Here is an 18,961-nt window from a genome sequence, read left to right as displayed (position 1 = left end):
TGATTCACAGCGTCCTCGCTGTGTTTGTTTCAAAGGAACCTCGCCCCAACCGAAGACCGGCCGGGAACGGGGTATCAACATATCTGGCGTTGATTTTTGGCACGCTGTTGAGTTCTCAAGGAACGGAGGCTTCCTTTGTACTCACCCAAGTAATTCCCTGGGCTTTCCTCCGGGCGCTTCCCTTCGGTGTTTCAAACTCTATCAGTGTTTTTCCGGCCCCCTGACCACCATCCTGCAGACATGCAGAAGACGATCCCGGGATAGGATCTCAACGATCTGAACGAGTTCGATGCTGCCGGGGTCGGACACAGAGTGCCGCTCGCCCCGAGGCAGGTCTACGACTCTACATCGGGCCGCGGAGCCCGTGCAAATCGCTTGGAGGGGTGGTCTAGACCTCTAATGCGGAGCTATGGTGCGGAACGGGTACTTCATCTGACCTACCCTGCTGCTCAGCGCGCCGTCCCGGGACAAGCGGGGACGGCGTCCTCATAGATCTCCACCTGGGAGGCTTCCCATGACCACCGTGACGTCCCCTCTCGCAGGACGCGCCATCGGACTGGCCGCCGTACCGGATCCCGTGTTCTCGGGAGCGATGGTCGGCCCCGGCACGGCGATCGATCCCGTGCGGGAGGCAGGGGAGGCCGTCGCTCCCGTAGACGGGGTCATCGTCTCCCTGCACCCGCACGCGTTCGTCGTGGTGGACGGCGAGGGGCACGGTGTGCTGACGCACCTCGGTATCGACACCGTGCAGCTGAACGGTGAGGGCTTCGAGCTGCTCGTGAACAAGGGCGACACCGTGCGACGGGGTCAGGCCGTGGTGCGCTGGAACCCGGCAGCCGTGGAGGCCGCGGGCCGGTCGCCGATCTGCCCTGTGGTGGCCTTGGAGGCCACGGCCGACTCCCTCACGGAGCTCAGCGAGGACGGCGAGGTGAAGGCCGGCGACACGCTCTTCGGCTGGCGGTGACCTCGAGGCCGTACCGGACGGCACGTTCCACAACCACCGCGGCGGTGGTATCCGCCGCACTATCGGAGACAGGTGAGATGGAGACAACGCTGCGAGGCGTCGGTGTGAGCCACGGTGTGGCGATCGGCGAGGTTCGGCACATGGGAACGGCGGTGCTGGAGCCGCCCGCCAAGCAGATTCCGGCGGAGGACGCGGAGCGCGAGCAGGGGCGTGCCCGTAAGGCCGTGGACGCGGTGGCCGCCGATCTGACGGCGCGCGGCAATCTGGCCGGAGGTGAGGCCCAGGCCGTGCTGGAGGCCCAGGCCCTGATGGCCCAGGACCCGGAGCTGATGGCGGATGTGGAGCGACGTATCGCCGTGGGGAGCACGGCGGAGCGTGGTGTCTACGACGCCTTCGCCTCGTACCGGGCGCTATTGGCCGGGGCAGGCGAGTACCTCGCGGGTCGCGTGGCCGACCTCGACGATGTGCGGAATCGTATCGTCGCCCGGCTGCTCGGGGTTCCGATGCCGGGCGTACCGGACAGCGACGAGCCCTACGTCCTCATCGCTCGTGATCTGGCGCCTGCGGACACGGCGCTGCTCGACCCGACGCTCGTCCTCGGTTTCGTCACCGAGGAGGGTGGCCCGACCAGTCACAGCGCGATTCTGGCGCGGGCGCTCGGGGTGCCCGCCGTCGTCGCGCTGCCGGGTGCCGGGGAGCTCGCCGAGGGCACGGTGATCGCGGTGGACGGCAGCACCGGCGAGATCTTCGTGAACCCGAGTGCGGAGAAGAAGGCCGAACTGGAGGCCGCCGCGGCGGCGCGGAAGGCCGCGCTGGCCGCGTCGAGCGGGCCCGGGGCGACCTCCGACGGGCACAAGGTTCCCCTGCTGGCCAATGTGGGTGGCCCCGCTGATGTGCCGGCGGCCGTGGAGGCCGGGGCCGAGGGAGTCGGTCTGTTCCGGACCGAGTTCCTCTTCCTGGACGACAGCAAGGCGGCGCCGTCCGAGGAGAAGCAGGTCGAGGCGTACCGCAAGGTGCTGGAGGCATTCCCCGAGGGGCGTGTGGTCGTGCGGGTGCTCGACGCCGGCGCCGACAAGCCGCTGGAGTTCCTCACCCCGGCCGACGAGCCGAACCCGGCGCTCGGTGTGCGTGGCCTGCGGACGCTCCTCGATCACCCCGAGGTGCTGCGGACGCAGCTGACGGCGCTCGCGAAGGCCGCCGAAGGCCTGCCGGTCTTCCTCGAGGTCATGGCGCCGATGGTCGCGGACCGCACGGACGCCAAGGCGTTCGCCGACGCCTGTCGCGAGGCGGGGCTGCGGGCCAAGTTCGGCGCCATGGTGGAGATCCCGTCGGCGGCGCTGCGGGCGCGGTCGATCTTGCAGGAGGTCGAGTTCCTTTCGCTGGGGACGAACGACCTCGCGCAGTACACGTTCGCGGCCGACCGGCAGGTGGGTGCGGTGTCGCGGCTGCAGGACCCGTGGCAGCCGGCGCTGCTCGACCTCGTGGCGCTGTCCGCCGAGGCGGCGAAGGCCGAGGGCAAGAGCTGCGGTGTCTGCGGTGAGGCGGCGTCGGATCCGCTGCTCGCGTGTGTGCTGACCGGTCTGGGTGTCACCTCCCTGTCCATGGGTGCGGCGTCGATTCCGTATGTGCGGGCGACCTTGGCGAAGTACACGCTGGCGCAGTGCGAACGGGCCGCTGCTGCCGCGCGTGCGGCGGACACGGCCGAAGAGGCTCGTGGCGCGGCGCAGGCGGTGCTGTCGGGCGAGTAGCCGGTGCCGACCGGTCGGCTTCGAGGGGCGCTTCACCTTCGGGTGGGGCGCCCCTCGCGCGTTCAGTGGGTGTGGCCGTGGGTGGCCGGGCCTTCCTTGCCGAGGTCGTCCCCGAGGTCGGGCGGGGTGCAGTAGTCGACGCCGGACTCCGGGGAGACGAGGTCTCCGGATTCCATGTCCGTGCAGTAGGCGTCGAAGACCTCTCCCGCGGTCAGGGGTTGGAGGTCGTCGCCGCGCAGACGCCAGCCGTAGACGCGCTCGGTCCGGTCCGGGGCGGTGGTGCGCATGACGAGTCCGCCCGGGCTTCGGGTGGCCATGCCGAGGGCCAGGACGGTGGCGAACTCCAGGGCTTCGGCCTCGTCGAGCCGGGTGGCTCCTTCGGTGTCCTGGTCGGCGTGGAGGACGGAGGCCAGTGCCTGGGGATCGGCCGAGACGCTGCAGACGAGGTGGCGTTCGCCCGGGCCGGCGCTGTCGAGGATGCGCTTGAGCAGGTGCATGGCGCGGGAGAAGGCCGCGCGTCCGATGTCCTCGCCGCAGGAGGCGCAGTCGCCGATCTGGGCTAGGCGTGTGGTGGCGTACTCCCAGGTGGCGAGGCGGACGGCTTCGTCGATCAGGTCGGGGACGAGTTCGGCGAGGGGCTGTCCCTCGTACGGGACGGCGGCACCCGTCGCGGCCAGCTCGGCGGTGAAGCGGGTGCGGCTGGAGGGGGTGTCGGGTTCGAGGCCGGTGTCGGCGCAGAACTCGGCGTATTCCTCGGGGTCGAAGAGGGCGACCGTGGTGTGGTTGCCCTGCGCGGAGAGGGTCCTGAGCAGGGCTTCCACTTGTCGGAGGTAGGTCGTGTGGTCGTCGAAGGCGAAGCTTCGGTAGCGCCGCATCGCGGTGAAGTCGTGTTCGTCGGCCAGCAGGCCGATGGTGCCCGCGATCTCGCGGCGCAGGACGCGTCGCATGCTCTGCTGGTTGGTGTGTGCCATGTCTTCCCCCTGTGCGAACGGTCGATCAATGCTCACTCACAGTAATCGAGGGCACTGACAACGCGGTCACGTGCGGGAATCAGGCTCGTTCGCGGGCCAGGTCCTCGTAGAAGCGCAGGAGGTCGAGGTTGTCGATGGAGCCGGGGTTGACGGCCTTTTCCAGCGGGGTGCCCTGGAGGAGTCGTTTGACGGGGACCTCGATGCGCTTGCCGGTGAGGGTGTGCGGGACGCCCGGGACCTCGATGACCTCGTCGGGGACGTGGCGGGGTGAGAGCTGTTCGCGGATGGTCCGCTTGATGCGGGCGAGGAGGGCCTCGTCGAGGGTTGCTCCTGGGGCGAGTTGGACGAACAGGGGCATCCAGTAGCCGCCGTCGGGCTGTTCGACGCCGATGACGAGGGACTCCTTGATCTCGGGGAGCCGTTCGACGGCTTCGTAGATGTCGGCCGAACCCATGCGGACGCCCTGGCGGTTGAGCGTGGAGTCGGAGCGGCCGTGGATCACGACGGAACCTCGGGAGGTGAGTGTGATCCAGTCGCCGTGGCGCCAGACGCCGGGGTAGGTGTCGAAGTAGCTGTCGTGGTAGCGGGTGCCGTCGGGGTCGTTCCAGAAGTGGATCGGCATGGACGGCATGGGGTTGGTGACGACCAGTTCGCCGACCTCGTCGACGAGGGGTTTGCCGCTGGGGTCCCAGGACTGGAGGTCGGTGCCGAGGCCGGGGGCCTGGAGTTCGCCGATGTGGACCGGGAGGGTCGGGACGGCTCCCGCGAAGCAGGAGCACACGTCGGTGCCGCCGCTGACGGAGGCGATCCACAGGTCCTCGCGCACTTCGTCGTGGAGCCAGCGGAAGCCGTCGGGCGGGAGCGGGGAGCCGGTGGTGCCGACGCACTGGACGCGGGAGAGGTCGTAGTCGCGGCCCGGGTGGACGCCGGCTTTGCGGCAGGCCATGACGTAGGCGGCGGAGGTGCCGAAGAGGGTGGCGCCGGTGCGTTCGGCCACGCGCCACTGGGCCCCGGTGTCGGGGTGGCCGGGGCTGCCGTCGTACAGGACGACGGTGGTGCCGGTGAGGAGGCCGGAGACGAGGAAGTTCCACATCATCCAGCCGGTGGAGGTGTACCAGAAGAAGCGGTCCTCGGGGCCGAGGTCGCAGTGCAGGCCGAGCTGTTTGAGGTGCTCGACGAGGATGCCGCCCTGGGATTGCACGAGGGCCTTGGGGAGTCCGGTGGTGCCGGAGGAGTAGAGCACCCACAGGGGGTGGTCGAACGGGACCTGTTCGAAGGTCGGCGTCACGTCCGCGGAGGTCAGGGCGGACCACTCCAGGGCGCCCTCGGGGGCTTCGGTGCCGAGGACGGGGATGTGGACCACGGCGCGCAGGGTGGGCAGTTCGCGGCGGAGTTCGGCGACGACGTCGCGGCGGTCGTGCTCCTTGCCGCCGTAGCGGTAGCCGTCGACGGTGAACAGGACGACGGGTTCGACCTGCTGGAAGCGGTCCAGGACGCTGCGGGCGCCGAAGTCCGGGGCGCAGGAGGTCCAGACGCCGCCCACGGCGGCCGTGGCGAGGAGGGCGACGACGGCCTGCGGGATGTTCGGGAGGTAGCCGCTGACGCGGTCCCCAGGGTGTACGCCGAGGGCGCGCAGTTCGGCGGAGAGGGAGCCGACCTGGCGGCGCAGTTCGGACCAGGTCACCGGTCGTGGTTCGTGGGTCTCGTCGACATGGAGGAGGGCCGGTTCCTCGGCGCGGGCGTCGGTCGCGCGGAGGGCGTGTTCGGCGTAGTTGAGGGTGGCGCCGGGGAACCATTCGGCGCCGGGCATGGTGCGATCACCGAGCACGCGCGTGTAGGGGGTGGAGAACCGTACGTCGAACCACTCGGTGACGGCCCTCCAGAACGTTTCGAGTTCGTCGACCGACCAGCGGTGCAGGGCCGGGTAGCCGCCCTCGGCGGGGGCTCCGTGATGTGCGGCCGCCCAGGACTGGAATGCGGTGATCCGGGCCCGGGCGATGCGTTCCGCGTCGGGTTGCCAGAGCGGTGAGGGGTTCGCTGAGGTCATGGGGCGGCTCCCGGGACTGTGCGCATGGTGTGCGTCGGACGCGCACGAGCAGGGGTGTGCGCATGACGCGGCTGACACGGACGATGCCACGTGATCGACTTCCGCACCAGGGTGAGCCGCTGATGGACCGCGACGTGAACATGTGGCACCACCCCGAGTGAACGGAAGTTGAACGGTTCACACGAGGCGGCCGGTCAGTGGCATGGTGAGCCACATGGACGGTCGTGACCTGGTGCGTTCGGTGAAAGCGATCGGTTCGGCGGGGGCGGCTCAGGGGCTGCGCACCGTGCGGGCCGCATGGCGCAGGAGGCGTGCCGACGCCGCCGCTCTGCCGGCGAGGAGTGCCGAGCGTGCCAGGGTGCCGGGTCCGGTGGTGGGGGTGGAGCCGGGGCCCGGCGGCGGGATCGTCCGGTTCAGCAGGTCCGAGCTGCGGATCACCGTCGATGTGCACGGCGCGCTCTTCTGGGGCTGGGACGGGGCCGGGCCGGAGCCGTCGTACGCGCTGGCGGGCCGGTGTCCTGAGCCGGATCCGCGGGTCGTGCTGGAGCCGGACAAGGACGGCGCCTGGCGGGTCGTGGCCGAGCGCGTGACGGTCGTCGTGTCGCGGCACGGTGCCGTGGAGGTGCGTACGCCCGGTGGGGTGGTCCTGCGGCGTGATCTGCCGCCCCGGTGGTGGGAGCCGGTGGGTGGGGGTGAGGCGCGGTGGGTCCAGCGCTCGGAGGTGTCGGCGGACGCGCGGTTCTTCGGTCTGGGCGGACGGGCGTCGGGTCCTCGGCTGCGGGACGGGACGTATCGGCTGTGGAACACGGACCCCGGTCATACGTTCGCGCCGGGTGACGATCCGCTGTACATCACGATGCCGGTGCAGATGGTGGTGGCGGACGCGGCCACGCATCTGGTGTTCCACGACACCACGTGGGACGGCACGGTGACGCTGCGCGAGGGCGAGGAGGGCGCCGGGTCCGGGCACGACCGGGCCGGGACGTCCGAGCTGCGCATGGACGGCGGACCGCTGCGCTGTTGGGTGATGGTGGGCACCCCCGCGCGCGTGCTGCACGCGTGGGCCGCTCTGACGGGGGCTCCGGCGCTGCCGCCCGCGTGGGCGCTGGGCCATCATCACGCGCGCTGGGGCTTCGGGAGCGAGCAGGAGGTGCGGCGGATCGTCGCGGGCTACCGGGAGCACGGTCTGCCGCTCGACGCGGTCCATCTGGACATCGACCACTACGACTCCCACCGGGTCTTCACGGTCGACACGGAGAACTTCCCGAAGCTGTCGGTGCTCGCCGACGAGTTGCGGCGGGAGGGGATCCGGCTGGTGTCGATCGTCGACGCGGCGGTCGGCGCGCGGCCGGGCGACGCGGTGTACGACAGCGGGACGGCCGAGGACGCGTTCGTGCGGGATGTCGGCGGGAAGGTCGTGGAGGGGCTGGTGTGGCCCGGGACGTCGGTCTTTCCGGACTTCACGCGCGCGCGTACGCGCGTGTGGTGGGGTGGTCTCTACGAGGAGCGCCTGGCGCAGGGCTTCGCGGGGTTCTGGCACGACATGAACGAGCCGACGTCGTTCACGGCGTTCGGGGAGAACACGCTGCCCCGGTCGGCCCGGCACGATCTGGAGGGCCGGGGTGGTGATCACCGCGAGGCGCACAACGTGTACGCGCTCTGCATGGCCCGCGCCGGGTACGAGGGGCTGCGTGAACTGGTGCCCGAGGAGCGGCCGTTCGTCTTCTCGCGCTCCGGGTGGGCCGGTATGCAGCGCTACGGCGGGACGTGGTCCGGGGATGTGGCGACGGGCTGGCCGGGGCTGCGGGCGTCGCTCTCGCTGGTGATGGGGCTGGGGCTGTGCGGGGTGCCGTACTCGGGGCCGGACGTGGGCGGGTTCGACGGGAGTCCGTCGCCGGAGCTGTATCTGCGGTGGTTCCAGCTCGGCGCGTACCTGCCGCTGTTCCGTACGCACGCGAGTCTGCGGGCGGGGCGGCGGGAGCCGTGGGAGTTCGGGGACGAGATCGTCGAGCACGCGCGCGTGGCGCTCGTCGAGCGGCGGCGGCTGTCGCCCTACTTCATGACGCTGGCCCATCTGGCGCGTCGTACGGGGGCGCCCTATGTGCGCCCGTTGTGGTGGGGTGCGCCCGAGGACCGGACGCTGCGCGACTGCGAGGACGCGTTTCTCCTCGGTGACTGTCTGCTGGTGGCGCCGGTGCTGGATCCGGGGGTGGACCGGCGTGCGGTGCAGCTGCCGCGGGGCCGTTGGTACGACACGGCGACCGGGCGGGCGTACGAGGGGCCGGGGACGGTCCTGCTGGAGGCGCCGCTGTCGCGTGTCCCGGTGCTCGCGCGCGCGGGTGCCGTGATGCCGGTCCGGGGCGCCGACGGCGGCCTGGAGCTGGAGGTGTGGGCACCCGCGCCCGGGCGGACGGGGGGCGGGCTCGTGGTGCCGGACGCGGGCGACGGCTGGGACGAGCCGGAGGTCGAGCGGTACACGGCGCGTTGGGAGGGGCCGCGGCTGGTCGTGGAACGGGAGGGGGACGAGGGGCCGGTCGAGCCCGGGTATCCCGTGCGGGTACGCGGGCTCGACCGGGAGTGAGCCCGGGTACGGCTCAGGTGTGGCTTCGGCTCAGATGTAGCGGCCGTCGAAGAACGCCTGGACGGCCAGGGTGTGCAGGGGGAAGGCGAGTTCGGTGGGCCTGCGCAGCAGGTGCCAGCCCTCCGTCTCGTCGGTGGGGACGGGCGTCGGGAGGCCCGAGGCCGGGCGCTCCGGCAGGAGCCCGAAGAGCAGGAGATGACCTGCGGGCGAGCTCATGGCGTCGGCGAGGCGTACGTCGCGGTCGGCCACGCAGATGCCCGTCTCCTCCTTGAGTTCACGGACGACGGCGTGCCGCCAGTCCTCCCGGTGGTCGATGAAGCCGCCGGGCAGGGCGGTGCCCCCGCGCGCGGGAGCGATGGTCCGTGTGATCACGACGAGGGCGGTGCCCTTGGTGTCGTACACGGGCTGGAGGGCCACCGCGACGGGGAGCGGATTGCGGTAGGCCACTGTGTGGCAGGCCTCGCAGGTGCGGGGCCAGCCGGACACGCCCTCTCCGTAGGGCGCTCCGCAGCTCGAACAATGCGAGTCGGGTGCGAAGTTGGCGGTTGGGTGTTGATTCGCGGACACGCGGCGGACTGTATCCGATCATCTGCTGGTCGTCTCGTCGGGGCGGCTCAATGCGCCACACGGCGGGCCCGTCGGCATGGGTGAGGGCCGGCCGGAACCACCCCCGTGGGCCCCGGCCGGCCCTCCCGATACTCCGACGCCGGGCGGGGCTCGTTGGTTCTCCCGGGGCCTGCCCAATTCGGGATGGCCGTGCCAGACTCCTGACGGACCATCAGATCTGATGCGCCGGGAGGAACCTTGTCGCGGAGTCGCACACCTGTGGTCGCGGGCTGGTTCACCGGGGAGGGCGAGCAGTTTCGGCTCCTCGGCACGCGCTGTTCGGCGTGTGCCTCGGTGTTCTTCCCCCGTGAGGACGTCTTCTGTCGCAATCCGGGCTGTCCGGGCGGTGAGCTGCGCGAGGTCCCGCTGTCGCGCCGGGGCCGGGTCTGGTCGTACACGGACGGCCGGTACCGGCCTCCGTCGCCCTATGTGTCCGATCCGGAACTTCCGTGGGAGCCGTACGCGTTGATCGCTGTGGAACTGGCCGAGGAACGCCTGGTGGTGCTGGGTCAGGCGGTTCCCGGGATCACCGTCGCCGACCTCGCGGTGGGCATGGAGGTGGAGGTCGTCCCGGGGGTCCTGAACGAGGACGCGGAGACGACCTGGACGACCTGGCAGTGGCGGCCGACGGGGGTGGCCGTATGACGGGCGAGGTGGCGGTGCTGGGCGCGGGCATGCACCCGTGGGGCAAGTGGGGCAGGAGTTTCGTCGAGTACGGGACGGTGGCCGCGCGTGCGGCGCTGGCCGACGCGGGGCTCGACTGGCGGGACGTCGGCTCGGTCGTCGGCGCGGACACGGTGCGAGGCGGTTATCCGGGCTATGTGGCGGGGGCGACCTTCGCGAGGGCGCTGGGCTGGCAGGGGGCCCGGGTCACGAGCGTGTACGCGGCCTGTGCGTCCGGGGCGCAGGCGGTGGGCACGGCGCGGGCCCAGATCCTCGCCGGTCTCGCGGACGTGGTGCTGGTGGTGGGTGCGGACTCGGCTCCGAAGGGGTTCTTCCGGCCGGCGGGCGGGGATCGGGCGGACGATCCGGACTGGTTGCGGTTCCGGGTCCTCGGGGCCACCAATCCGACGTACTTCGGGCTGTACGCGCGACGGCGGATGGCGGTGCACGGGGACACTCCGGAGGACTTCGCGCGGGTCAAGGTGAAGAACTCCGCGATGGGGGCGCTCAATCCGTACGCGCGCTATCGCAAGCGGGTCACCGCCGAGGAGGTCGCGGCCTCGGCCGTGGTCGCCGATCCGCTGCGGCTGCTCGACATCTGTGCGACCTCGGACGGGGGTGCGGCGCTCGTGCTGTCCAGCATGGATTTCGCACGGCGGCACGGGGTGGCCGAGCCGGTGCGGATACGGGCGGTGTCCACGGTCACGCCCCGCTACCCCAACACGGTGCTGGATCTGCCGGACATCGCCACGGACTCGTCGGTCGCGGTGCCGCCACCGGACGAGACGTTCCGGGCGTCGATCGCGCGGGCGGCGTACGAGGAGGCGGGGGTCGGGCCCGAGGATCTCTCGTGCGCCGAGGTCTACGACCTGTCCACCGCGCTGGAGTTGCAGTGGTACGAGGATCTGGGACTGTGCGGTGAGGGCGAGGCCGCGAAGCTGTTGCGGGACGGTGTGACGGCGTCGGGCGGCCGGACACCGGTGAACTCCAGTGGGGGGTTGGCCTCGTTCGGGGAGGCGGTTCCGGCGCAGGCGATCGCCCAGGTGTGCGAGCTGGTCCGGCAGTTGCGGGGCGAGGCGACCGATCGGCAGGTCGAGGGGGCGCGGGTGGGGATCAGCGCCAACCAGGGCCTGTTCGGGCACGGGTCCGCGGTGATCGCGGTTCGGTGAGGGGGCTTCGGTGCGCGCGGTCGGGTGACCACGGCTGGGTGACCAGGGCTGGGTGGGGGCTCCGTGCTCGCGCTTGCGTGATCGACTGCGTCGCTGGGCGCGGTCGCCGTGCGGGGGCGTGCTGTTCGCGCCGACGTGTGCGCCCGGTAGGCGCCTTCAACCGTTGTTGTGCTTGTCCTTGACGCCCCCTGGGTGCCGGTGAACACTTCCGGTGTCGGTCGGCATCGCCGGATTCGGGCGTCTTTGTGCACCGCGCCGCTCGGGCTCCCCGCCTGCAACGGGCCATCCCCCACGGGCGATGCGGCCACGACGGCACGCTCGTCACGGAGGTCCGGGGCCGATCGCTCCGGACCGGGGCCAAGGAGCCGCCATGAGCAACGGAGACATATTCGTCGGTGAGGTCATCGGTACGGCGATCCTGATTCTCTTCGGCGCCGGAGTGTGCGCCGCCGTCACTCTCAGGTTCTCCAAGGCGAGGGCGTCGGGCTGGATCGTCATCGCGTTCGGCTGGGGCTTCGCCGTGCTGGCGGGCGCCTACACCGCCGCTCCCCTGTCGGGCGGCCACCTCAACCCGGCGGTGACCCTCGGGATCGCGGTCGACACGGAGACCTGGGACAAGGTGTGGGTGTATCTGCTCGGCCAGCTGGTCGGTGCGATGCTCGGCGCCGTGCTCGCCTATCTCGTCTATCTGGCGCAGTTCCAGGCGAACGTCCGCAAGGAGGGCACCACGGAGGGCACGGCGGACGAGCCGACGCCGACCCTCGGGATCTTCTCCACCATCCCGGAGATCCGTAACCCGGTCGCCAACCTGATCACGGAGATCATCGCGACGATCGCCCTGGTGCTGCCGATCCTCGCCTTCGGCCGGAACACGGGCATCGGTATCGGCCAGATCCCCGGCGAGGAGGCCGGGATCTACGGTTCCGGCATCTCGATCCTGCTGGTGGCGTTCCTGGTCGTCGGCATCGGCCTCTCCCTGGGCGGGCCCACCGGCTACGCCATCAACCCGGCCCGTGACCTCGGCCCGCGCATCGTGCACACCTTCCTGCCGATCCCCAACAAGGGCACCTCGGACTGGGGTTACGCCTGGGTCCCGGTCGTCGGCCCCCTGGTCGGCGGGGTCCTCGCGGGCCTCGTCTACAACGCAGCCTTCTGACGCACCGCCGTACGACGTGAATCGACGCAAGACGTGAGGGGATGTCATGCCGGACAACGCCCAGAAGTACGTCGCCGCCATCGATCAGGGCACCACTTCGAGCCGTTGCATCATCTTCGACCAGGGCGGCGCCATCGTCGCCGTCGACCAGCGGGAGCACCGCCAGATCTTCCCCAAGCCGGGGTGGGTGGAGCACGACGCCACGGAGATCTGGTCGAAGGTGCAGGCGGTCGTCGCCGGGGCCATCGCCAAGGCGGGCCTGCGGGCGGAGCAGATCAGCGCGCTCGGCATCACCAACCAGCGGGAGACGACGGTCCTGTGGGACCGGGCCACGGGCAAACCCGTGCACAACGCGATCGTCTGGCAGGACACCCGTACCTCGGCGCTGTGCAACGAACTCGGCGGCACGGACGGGCAGGATCGCTTCCGTGAGCAGACCGGTCTGCCCCTGGCCAGCTACTTCTCCGGACCGAAGGCCGCCTGGCTGCTCGACAACGTGCCCGGCCTGCGCACTCGTGCCGAGCGCGGCGAGATCGCCTTCGGCACGATCGACTCCTGGCTGATCTGGAACCTCACCGGCGGAACGGACGGCGGCCGGCACGTCACCGATGTCACCAACGCCGGACGCACCATGCTGATGAACCTGGAGACCCTCCAGTGGGACGCCTCGATCCTCTCCGCGATGAACGTCCCGGAGGCGATCCTGCCGGAGATCCGGTCCTCCGCCGAGGTGTACGGCACCGCCGTGGGCCCCCTCGCCGGCGTTCCCGTCGCCTCTGCCCTGGGCGACCAGCAGGCTGCGGTGTTCGGCCAGGCCTGCTACGACGTGGGGACGGCGAAGAACACCTACGGCACCGGAAGCTTCCTGCTGCTCAACACCGGGAACCGGCCCGTGCCGTCGAAGAACGGGCTGCTCACCACCATGGGGTACAAGATCGGCGGCGAGGCTCCGGTGTACTGCCTGGAGGGGTCGATCGCGATCACGGGCGCCCTGGTGCAGTGGTTCCGCGACCAACTCGGCATCATCCGTACCGCCGACGAGATCGAGCCGCTGGCGGCGAGCGTCGACGACAACGGCGGCGCGTACATCGTGCCCGCGTTCTCGGGTCTGTTCGCCCCCTACTGGCGCTCGGACGCGCGGGGCGTGGTGACCGGGCTGACGAGGTACGTCACGAAGGCGCATCTCGCGCGCGCGGTGCTGGAGGCGACGAGCTGGCAGACGCGGGAGGTGGTGGACGCCATGTTCCAGGACTCGGGGGTGACCATCACGACGCTCAAGGTCGACGGCGGTATGACCAAGAACAACCTGCTGATGCAGCACCAGGCGGACGTCCTGGGCGTGCCGGTGATCCGGCCCCAGGTCTCGGAGACGACCTGCCTGGGGGCCGCGTACGCCGCCGGTCTCGCGACCGGGGTGTGGAACGACCTGGACGAGCTGAAGTCGCACTGGCAGAGGGACGTCGAGTGGACGCCCGCCATGGAGGCGTCCGTGCGCGACCGCGAGTACCACAACTGGCGCAAGGCGGTGGAGAAGAGCCTCGGCTGGCATGAGGACGACGCCGACTGACGGCACGCGCGTACGGCGGCGTCGGCGTCAGCGGCGGCGTCGAACGGGGCTCCACGCGCGCGTGCCCCATGAAGCCACGGTTCGTACCCCTGTCGGCGGGGGTACGGACCGTGCCTCAGGTGGTGACGGTCTGGCGGTGTCCCGACGCGTGGGCCATCGCGTGCCGGACGACGGCGACGAGGACGTCCTTGACCGAGTCCCGCTGTCGGGCGTCGCACAGGACGACCGGCACCTCGGGATCGAGGTCGAGGGCCTGGCGTACCGTCTCGGCGGGGTAACGCGCGGCGTCCTCGAAGCAGTTGACGCCGATCACGAAGGGTATGGAGCGCCGCTCGAAGTAGTCGACGGCGGCGAAACAGTCCTCCAGGCGGCGTGTGTCGACAAGGACGACGGCCCCGAGGGCGCCGGAGGCGAGTTCGTCCCAGAGGAACCAGAACCGGTCCTGCCCGGGGGTGCCGAACAGGTACAGGACGAGGTCTTCGCGCAGGGTGATGCGGCCGAAGTCCATGGCGACGGTGGTCGTCGTCTTGTTCTCCACACCGCTGGTGTCGTCGACCGGGCGGCCCGCCTCGGTGAGCACCTCCTCGGTGCGCAGTGGCTTGATCTCGCTGACCGCGCCGACGCAGGTGGTCTTGCCCACGCCGAAGCCGCCGGCCACGAGGATCTTCAGCGTGACGGGCTCTACCGGGGGTGTGCCGCGCTCAGTACGCCCGAGGATCATCGGTCTTTCTCCTGCTGGATGGGTTTGTCTCTCACGTGTTCGCTCAGCCTCCGTGTCGCTCAGAGCGCCCGGAGGCCGTTGATGACGTCGCGCAGGATGCTCTCGTCCACCAGCTCGGCAGGCGGTACGGGGCGGGTCACGTGGACGAGTTCCTCGTCCACGAGGTCTCCGACGAGGACGCGGACCACCCCGACGGGGAGGTCCAGGTCGGCGGCCAGTTCGGCCACCGACTGAGGGGTGTCGCGGCAGAGCTCGACGATACGGACGTGCTCAGGGGAGAGGGAGTGGTCCTCCTCCGGGTCGTCGACGTGCGGTTCCGTGACGACCACGGCGATCAGGTCGAGGCGGTGCTGGATCGCGTGATTGGTCCGGCCGCGTGTCATCGCGTACGGACGCACCACTGGTCCGGCCTCGTCGTCGAACCAGTGGCTTCTTCCCTGACCGTCTCGGCTCATGCCATCCCACTACCCGCCCTGGGACACATCGGTGCGCGGGGCGGATCCCAGATGTACGCCGACCCGCTTGACCAGGAGGGTCATCTCGTAGGCGACCTGGCCGATGTCCGCGTCGGCGTCGGCGAGGACGGCGAGGCAGCTGCCGTCACCGGCGGCCGTGACGAAGAGGAAGGCCTCGTCGAGCTCGACGACGGTCTGCCGGACGCTGCCCGCCTCGAAGTGACGGCCGACGCCCTTGGCGAGGCTGTGGAAGCCGGAGGAGACGGCGGCCAGGTGCTCGCTGTCCTCTCTGGTGAGGTCCCTGGAGACGCCCGTGGGCAGTCCGTCGCTGGAGAGCACGAGCGCCTTGCGGATGCTGGCGACACGCTCCACCAGGTCGTCCAGGAGCCAGTTCAGCTCCCCGGACGTACCGGTCGCGGTCCTCTCGGCCTTCGGTGCGGTCATCGACCGTCCCCCTTAGTCGTTCCTCGTGGTGCTGAGACGCCCTGGGCGTCGTCGCCCCCGGCGTTCTCCTCGCGGCCACGCTGCCAACCCCGTTGGAGCGAGGCCATACGGCTGCGTACCTCGTCGGCGTCGCGTTCGGCCGGCTCCTGGTGCCGCTCGGGGCGGGACCCCTCACGTTCGGTACGCCGGTCGGGGCCCTCCTTCAACTGCGGTGCCAGACTGGCCTGTCGGACGCGACGCGGCAGTGGGCCCGGAGCTGATTCTGCCTGGTCGGTCGTCGTGTCCGCGCGCGGGGTCAACTCACCCACGCCGTACGGCGACGACGTCGGGGCCGGGCCGCCCGACGAGGTCGTACGGCGGCGCTGGGGCAGCGCGGGGCCGTCGTACCCGCCGGGGGGCAGGGCGGTGAGCGGCCGGGTGTCGGCGGTCCCCTCGGGGCCCGCTGCGCGGCCCTGGCCGGGCTCGTCCTCCGGGTGCCTGGCCCTGGCCCCTGTCACCGAACGGCCGTGCGAGCTGACGAGATGCGGGGTCCGGCGCTGCGGCAGCGGCACGGGGCCGAGCGTCGGGTCGGGGTCGGTGAGCGGCGCCTGCCGTCCGTCGCCGTCGCGCTCCGGCTGCCGCTGTTCGTCGGTGACGCCGGTCAGGGAGCGGCGGGGCCGGAACAGCCCGCCCTGCTCGGCCTCCTCGTCGCCGAGGGTGCCCGGGAACCCGCCCAGGGGCTCCAGGTCGACCGGGGCCTCCAGTTCCACCGGGCCGTCCAGGATGCCCGCGGTGAGCCCGGGGAGGCGGACCGGGACCTGGGAGAGCGCCGCGTTGCGCTCCTCCTCCAGTTCGGCCTCGCGGGTGGGGTGGGCGCGGTCGAGGCGGAAGCCGATGCCGTTGGTGTCGGGGACGTCGTCGGTGAGCAGGGCGTCGGGGATGAACACCACGGCCGTGGTGCCGCCGTACGGGGAGGGCTGGAGGGAGACGCGGACCTTCTGCCGCTGGGCGAGCCGGCTGACGACGAAGAGACCGAGCCGGTCGGTGTCGGAGAGTTCGAAGTCGGGGGTCTCGGCGAGCTTGAGGTTGGCGTCCAGGAGCGCCTCGGCCGACATGCCGAGGCCTCGGTCGTGGATCTCCAGGGTGAAGCCGTTGGCGACCCGCTCGCCGTGCACCTGCACGGCGGTGTGCGGGGGCGAGAACACCGTGGCGTTCTCCAGGAGTTCGGCCACCAGGTGGGTGAGGTCGGCGACCGCGGGACCGGTGACGGCGACCCTGGGCAGCCGGCGGACCTCTATCCGCTCGTAGTCCTCGACCTCGGCGACGGCCGCGCGGACGACGTCCATGAGCTGGATGGGCTTGCGCCACTGCCGGGAGGGGGCGGCGCCCGAGAGGATGACCAGGCCCTCCGCGTGGCGGCGCATACGGGTCGTCAGGTGGTCCAGACGGAACAGGTCGGCGAGTTCGTCGGTGTCCTCGGTCCGGCGTTCCATGGTGTCGAGGAGGGTGAGCTGCTTGTGGAGCAGGACCTGGCTGCGGCGGGCGAGGTTGACGAAGACCTCGGAGATGCCGCTGCGGAGTTCCGACTGCTTCACGGCGGCCTCGACGGCGGCCCGCTGGAGGGTGTTGAGGGCCTGGCTGACCTCGCCGATCTCGTTCTTGTCGTACTCCAGGTGCGGCACCTCGGTCTCCACGTCGACCTGTTCGCCCGCGGCGAGCCGGCGCATCACGCTGGGCAGCCGCACCCCGGCGGTCTCGTGGGCCTCCTGGCGGAGCCGGCGCAGGTCGCGGATGAGGACGCGGCCGATGCGGACGGACATGAAGAGCGAGAAGAGCAGGGCGAAGAGGCCGAGGACACCGGCGATCGCGGCCTTCAGGATGACGTCGGTGACCAGCGGGCGGACCCGGTCCTGGTAACGGTCGCCCGCCTCGATGCTGAGGTCGCGGAGGTCGGCCAGCACGGGCTCGACCGAGGTGTCCCAGCTCTTGGCGGTGAACGTGCGGGGCTTGCCGGGGTCGGAGGCGATGACGGCCTGTTCGACCGAACGCAGGGGCGCGGTACTGGCGTTGTTCCAGTAGTCGGCGAAGCGGTCGCGGTCGGCGGTGGGCAGCTGCGGCAGGCTGACCTCGTACATCAGGGTGCGCTGGGCGACGAGGTCGGAGAAGTCGCGGATCTCGTCCTTGGTGATGCGGTCCGCGACGAGCACCGAGCTGAGCAGGGCGTCCTCGCGGGAGAGGAGTTCGCGGGCGCGGCCGACGTTGACCAGGGCGCGGCCCTGCTTGTCCATCTCCACGCTGTCGAGCGCGGGCAGGTTGGACAGCAGGGTGAAGCAGGGGTCGACGAGTTCGTTGTAGTGGCCGAGGGCCTGGGTGACGGTGACGGTGCCGCTCTCGACGGTCGTCCGCAGGGAGGGCAGGGTGTCGAGGGCGTCCAGGATCGTCGTCAGCCGCAGCGAGGTGGCCTCGCCCATCTCGTCCCGCAGTTCGGCGTCACGGGCGTGTTCCCGGAACTCCTCGACGGCCTTGTCCGTGGCGGCCCGGCTGCGGTCGAGTGCCGTGACGGCCTCGGAGGACCGCGGGTCGGCGAGGTGGACAAGGGTCTGGCGGCGTTCCTGCTGGAGCACACGGATGGTGTCCTCGGTGGGGAAGCCGATCTTCTCGACGATGTCCGCCACCCTGAAGAGGTCGCTCGCCTCACGGCCCGTCAGCACCGTGGCGAACGTCCAGACACCCGTCAGGGCCACCAAGGGCACGAGCAACAGCGCCACGATCTTCCGGCGGATCGATTTCCCGCGAAAGCGCATGGCCTCCCCCAGCTCGACCCCCGCCAGGCCCGGGGGCACACATGTGCGTCAACAAACGGCGTGAGCCTACTACCGACTCGCACGTATCTCGAAGAGCCGACCGGGCTCCCGCGGTACCAGGGGCGAACCGGACAGGGGGAGTTGTCCGTTCATTGGGGGAGATTGCCGCCCCCTGTCCGGCAGTTGAACCAATGACATCCCGTCGGGGAAGTCTGCCGGTTGGCCGGATTTTTTCGTTCCGCGGGAATCTTCGGTGCACGTCGATCGTCTTTCTGTACGGGAATTGAAGGCGGAATCGGCCACAGATCCCGCAGGCCGCTCTCAGGCGGCGTAAACCAGAGGAAGTCGGGCACCAGTGGGGGGCCGGGTCCATGGATCCGGATCTGTTGGTCCACCGGCGGTGGGGAGTGACGAGTTGATGGGCACGGCGGAGCGGCGCGCAGCGTCCGGGGACGGAGCGGCGACGCCCGAGGTGGCGGCGCGGAGCGCTCGAACACCGGATCGCGGCCTCCTGACGGGGGTCGGCGTCGCGGTGGAAGAACGGGGGCTCTCCCCGCGCGCCGACGAAGAGCGGGTGTATTACCGGCCGTTGTGGATCGAGGAGACGGCGCGCAGGCGGCGGCTGCCCGATCCGGTGCGGACGGCGGCGGTGCGTGCGGTCCTGATCATCGCGGTGACGCTGCTGCAGGCGATGGTGGCGCTCCTGTGCACCCTCGCGGGTTCCTGGCTGGCGTTCCCGATGGTGCTGAGCAGCGTGGTGAGCACGATCGCGGCGACCTGGGGCGTCCTGGACGTCTGGGTGACCCGCCAGGTGTGGAACCAGCGCAACGGGGTGGTCTCCACCCCCAGCAGCACCGCGCGCTCCCTGCGCCGGGAGCGGCGGCGCGCCCGCCGCGAGGCGCGGGCGGCGGAGCGCACGCAGGAGCGCATACGCCGTCGGGGTGGCACCGGGCAGCTGTCGCACCCGTAGGACAGCCGGGGCGGACCCTTGCCGAAAGGGCCCGCCCCTCCGGGCGGTGCCGCAAGGGCCCGCCCCTCCGGCGCCTCCCGAAAGGGCCCGCCGGCCTCCGGGCGGCGAGACGGCCG

General features: G+C 71.0%; 16 protein-coding genes. 9 read left to right on the top strand and 7 right to left on the bottom strand.

Features of this window, described 5'->3' with window-relative positions; translation table 11 throughout:
* The 3 genes from RM704_RS34325 to ptsP form a co-directional block, all read left to right on the top strand.
* Positions 1-224: hypothetical protein (locus RM704_RS34325; protein ID WP_311591885.1), on the top strand; the 224-nt coding region annotated here is incomplete at its 5' end.
* A 290-nt stretch (positions 225-514) separates the two neighbouring features.
* Positions 515-964, top strand: a complete 450-nt coding sequence (locus RM704_RS34320) for a PTS sugar transporter subunit IIA (RefSeq protein WP_033532491.1) — start codon at positions 515-517, stop codon at positions 962-964.
* A 77-nt stretch (positions 965-1,041) separates the two neighbouring features.
* Positions 1,042-2,712, top strand: coding sequence for a phosphoenolpyruvate--protein phosphotransferase (gene ptsP / locus RM704_RS34315; RefSeq protein WP_033532492.1), 1,671 nt, complete (start codon positions 1,042-1,044; stop codon positions 2,710-2,712).
* 62 nt (positions 2,713-2,774) lie between these two features.
* Here the strand turns inward: ptsP and RM704_RS34310 are convergent, their stop codons facing one another.
* Positions 2,775-3,683 (bottom strand): DUF8829 domain-containing protein, encoded by a 909-nt coding sequence (locus tag RM704_RS34310; protein WP_033532493.1) that lies wholly within the window; start codon positions 3,681-3,683, stop codon positions 2,775-2,777.
* A gap of 79 nt (positions 3,684-3,762) precedes the next feature.
* Positions 3,763-5,730, bottom strand: a complete 1,968-nt coding sequence (locus tag RM704_RS34305; RefSeq protein WP_033532494.1) for an acetoacetate--CoA ligase — start codon at positions 5,728-5,730, stop codon at positions 3,763-3,765.
* A gap of 214 nt (positions 5,731-5,944) precedes the next feature.
* Here RM704_RS34305 and RM704_RS34300 point away from each other — a divergent pair, with 214 nt between their 5' ends.
* On the top strand, positions 5,945-8,311 hold the full coding sequence (locus tag RM704_RS34300; protein ID WP_033532642.1) for a glycoside hydrolase family 31 protein: 2,367 nt from the start codon (positions 5,945-5,947) through the stop codon (positions 8,309-8,311).
* Between the two features lie 30 nt (positions 8,312-8,341).
* Here the strand turns inward: RM704_RS34300 and RM704_RS34295 are convergent, their stop codons facing one another.
* Entirely contained in the window at positions 8,342-8,878 is a 537-nt protein-coding gene (locus RM704_RS34295) for an NUDIX domain-containing protein (RefSeq protein ID WP_033532495.1), read from the bottom strand.
* A 258-nt stretch (positions 8,879-9,136) separates the two neighbouring features.
* Here RM704_RS34295 and RM704_RS34290 point away from each other — a divergent pair, with 258 nt between their 5' ends.
* From RM704_RS34290 to glpK, 4 genes are all read left to right on the top strand, one after another.
* Positions 9,137-9,562, top strand: a complete 426-nt coding sequence (locus RM704_RS34290) for a Zn-ribbon domain-containing OB-fold protein (RefSeq protein ID WP_033532496.1) — start codon at positions 9,137-9,139, stop codon at positions 9,560-9,562.
* Entirely contained in the window at positions 9,559-10,749 is a 1,191-nt protein-coding gene (locus tag RM704_RS34285; protein WP_033532643.1) for a lipid-transfer protein, read from the top strand. The genes RM704_RS34290 and RM704_RS34285 overlap by 4 nt, the downstream gene beginning before the upstream one ends.
* Positions 10,750-11,119: 370 nt before the next feature.
* Positions 11,120-11,905 carry an MIP/aquaporin family protein gene (locus RM704_RS34280; RefSeq protein ID WP_033532497.1) on the top strand — a complete coding sequence of 262 codons (786 nt, stop codon included), beginning with the start codon at positions 11,120-11,122 and terminating at the stop codon, positions 11,903-11,905.
* Between the two features lie 46 nt (positions 11,906-11,951).
* On the top strand, positions 11,952-13,472 hold the full coding sequence (gene glpK, locus RM704_RS34275) for a glycerol kinase GlpK (protein WP_033532498.1): 1,521 nt from the start codon (positions 11,952-11,954) through the stop codon (positions 13,470-13,472).
* A 115-nt stretch (positions 13,473-13,587) separates the two neighbouring features.
* Here glpK and RM704_RS34270 read toward each other — a convergent pair whose 3' ends face one another.
* From RM704_RS34270 to RM704_RS34255, 4 genes are read right to left on the bottom strand one after another with little or no spacing between them, the layout of a single operon-like run.
* Positions 13,588-14,193 carry a GTP-binding protein gene (locus tag RM704_RS34270; RefSeq protein ID WP_033532499.1) on the bottom strand — a complete coding sequence of 202 codons (606 nt, stop codon included), beginning with the start codon at positions 14,191-14,193 and terminating at the stop codon, positions 13,588-13,590.
* A 59-nt stretch (positions 14,194-14,252) separates the two neighbouring features.
* A complete protein-coding gene (locus RM704_RS34265; protein ID WP_005485618.1) occupies positions 14,253-14,648 on the bottom strand; it encodes a DUF742 domain-containing protein in 396 nt (131 codons plus the stop codon).
* Positions 14,649-14,657: 9 nt separating this feature from the next.
* Positions 14,658-15,092, bottom strand: a complete 435-nt coding sequence (locus RM704_RS34260; protein WP_033532500.1) for a roadblock/LC7 domain-containing protein — start codon at positions 15,090-15,092, stop codon at positions 14,658-14,660.
* A complete protein-coding gene (locus RM704_RS34255; protein WP_033532644.1) occupies positions 15,089-17,875 on the bottom strand; it encodes a sensor histidine kinase in 2,787 nt (928 codons plus the stop codon). Before RM704_RS34255 ends, RM704_RS34260 begins: the two co-directional genes overlap by 4 nt.
* Positions 17,876-18,293: 418 nt before the next feature.
* Here RM704_RS34255 and RM704_RS34250 point away from each other — a divergent pair, with 418 nt between their 5' ends.
* The gene (locus RM704_RS34250; protein WP_033532501.1) at positions 18,294-18,845 is read left to right on the top strand and encodes a hypothetical protein; all 552 of its coding nucleotides are present in this window, start codon (positions 18,294-18,296) and stop codon (positions 18,843-18,845) included.
* Positions 18,846-18,961: the final 116 nt, after the last annotated feature.

Source organism: Streptomyces gottesmaniae (assembly GCF_031845845.1).
Lineage (GTDB): Bacteria > Actinomycetota > Actinomycetes > Streptomycetales > Streptomycetaceae > Streptomyces > Streptomyces akebiae.
Note: the sequence above shows the minus strand (reverse complement) of the source record. Positions and strands in the feature narration are given on the sequence as shown.

Excerpts from the sequence above, each read along its gene's own strand:
- RM704_RS34320 (WP_033532491.1), top strand. The coding sequence starts at position 515 with ATGACCACCGTGACGTCCCCTCTCGCAGGACGCGCCATCGGACTGGCC.
- ptsP (WP_033532492.1), top strand. The coding sequence starts at position 1,042 with ATGGAGACAACGCTGCGAGGCGTCGGTGTGAGCCACGGTGTGGCGATC.
- RM704_RS34310 (WP_033532493.1), bottom strand. The coding sequence starts at position 3,683 with ATGGCACACACCAACCAGCAGAGCATGCGACGCGTCCTGCGCCGCGAG.
- RM704_RS34305 (WP_033532494.1), bottom strand. The coding sequence starts at position 5,730 with ATGACCTCAGCGAACCCCTCACCGCTCTGGCAACCCGACGCGGAACGC.
- RM704_RS34300 (WP_033532642.1), top strand. The coding sequence starts at position 5,945 with ATGGACGGTCGTGACCTGGTGCGTTCGGTGAAAGCGATCGGTTCGGCG.
- RM704_RS34285 (WP_033532643.1), top strand. The coding sequence starts at position 9,559 with ATGACGGGCGAGGTGGCGGTGCTGGGCGCGGGCATGCACCCGTGGGGC.
- RM704_RS34280 (WP_033532497.1), top strand. The coding sequence starts at position 11,120 with ATGAGCAACGGAGACATATTCGTCGGTGAGGTCATCGGTACGGCGATC.
- glpK (WP_033532498.1), top strand. The coding sequence starts at position 11,952 with ATGCCGGACAACGCCCAGAAGTACGTCGCCGCCATCGATCAGGGCACC.
- RM704_RS34270 (WP_033532499.1), bottom strand. The coding sequence starts at position 14,193 with ATGATCCTCGGGCGTACTGAGCGCGGCACACCCCCGGTAGAGCCCGTC.
- RM704_RS34265 (WP_005485618.1), bottom strand. The coding sequence starts at position 14,648 with ATGAGCCGAGACGGTCAGGGAAGAAGCCACTGGTTCGACGACGAGGCC.
- RM704_RS34260 (WP_033532500.1), bottom strand. The coding sequence starts at position 15,092 with ATGACCGCACCGAAGGCCGAGAGGACCGCGACCGGTACGTCCGGGGAG.
- RM704_RS34255 (WP_033532644.1), bottom strand. The coding sequence starts at position 17,875 with ATGCGCTTTCGCGGGAAATCGATCCGCCGGAAGATCGTGGCGCTGTTG.
- RM704_RS34250 (WP_033532501.1), top strand. The coding sequence starts at position 18,294 with ATGGGCACGGCGGAGCGGCGCGCAGCGTCCGGGGACGGAGCGGCGACG.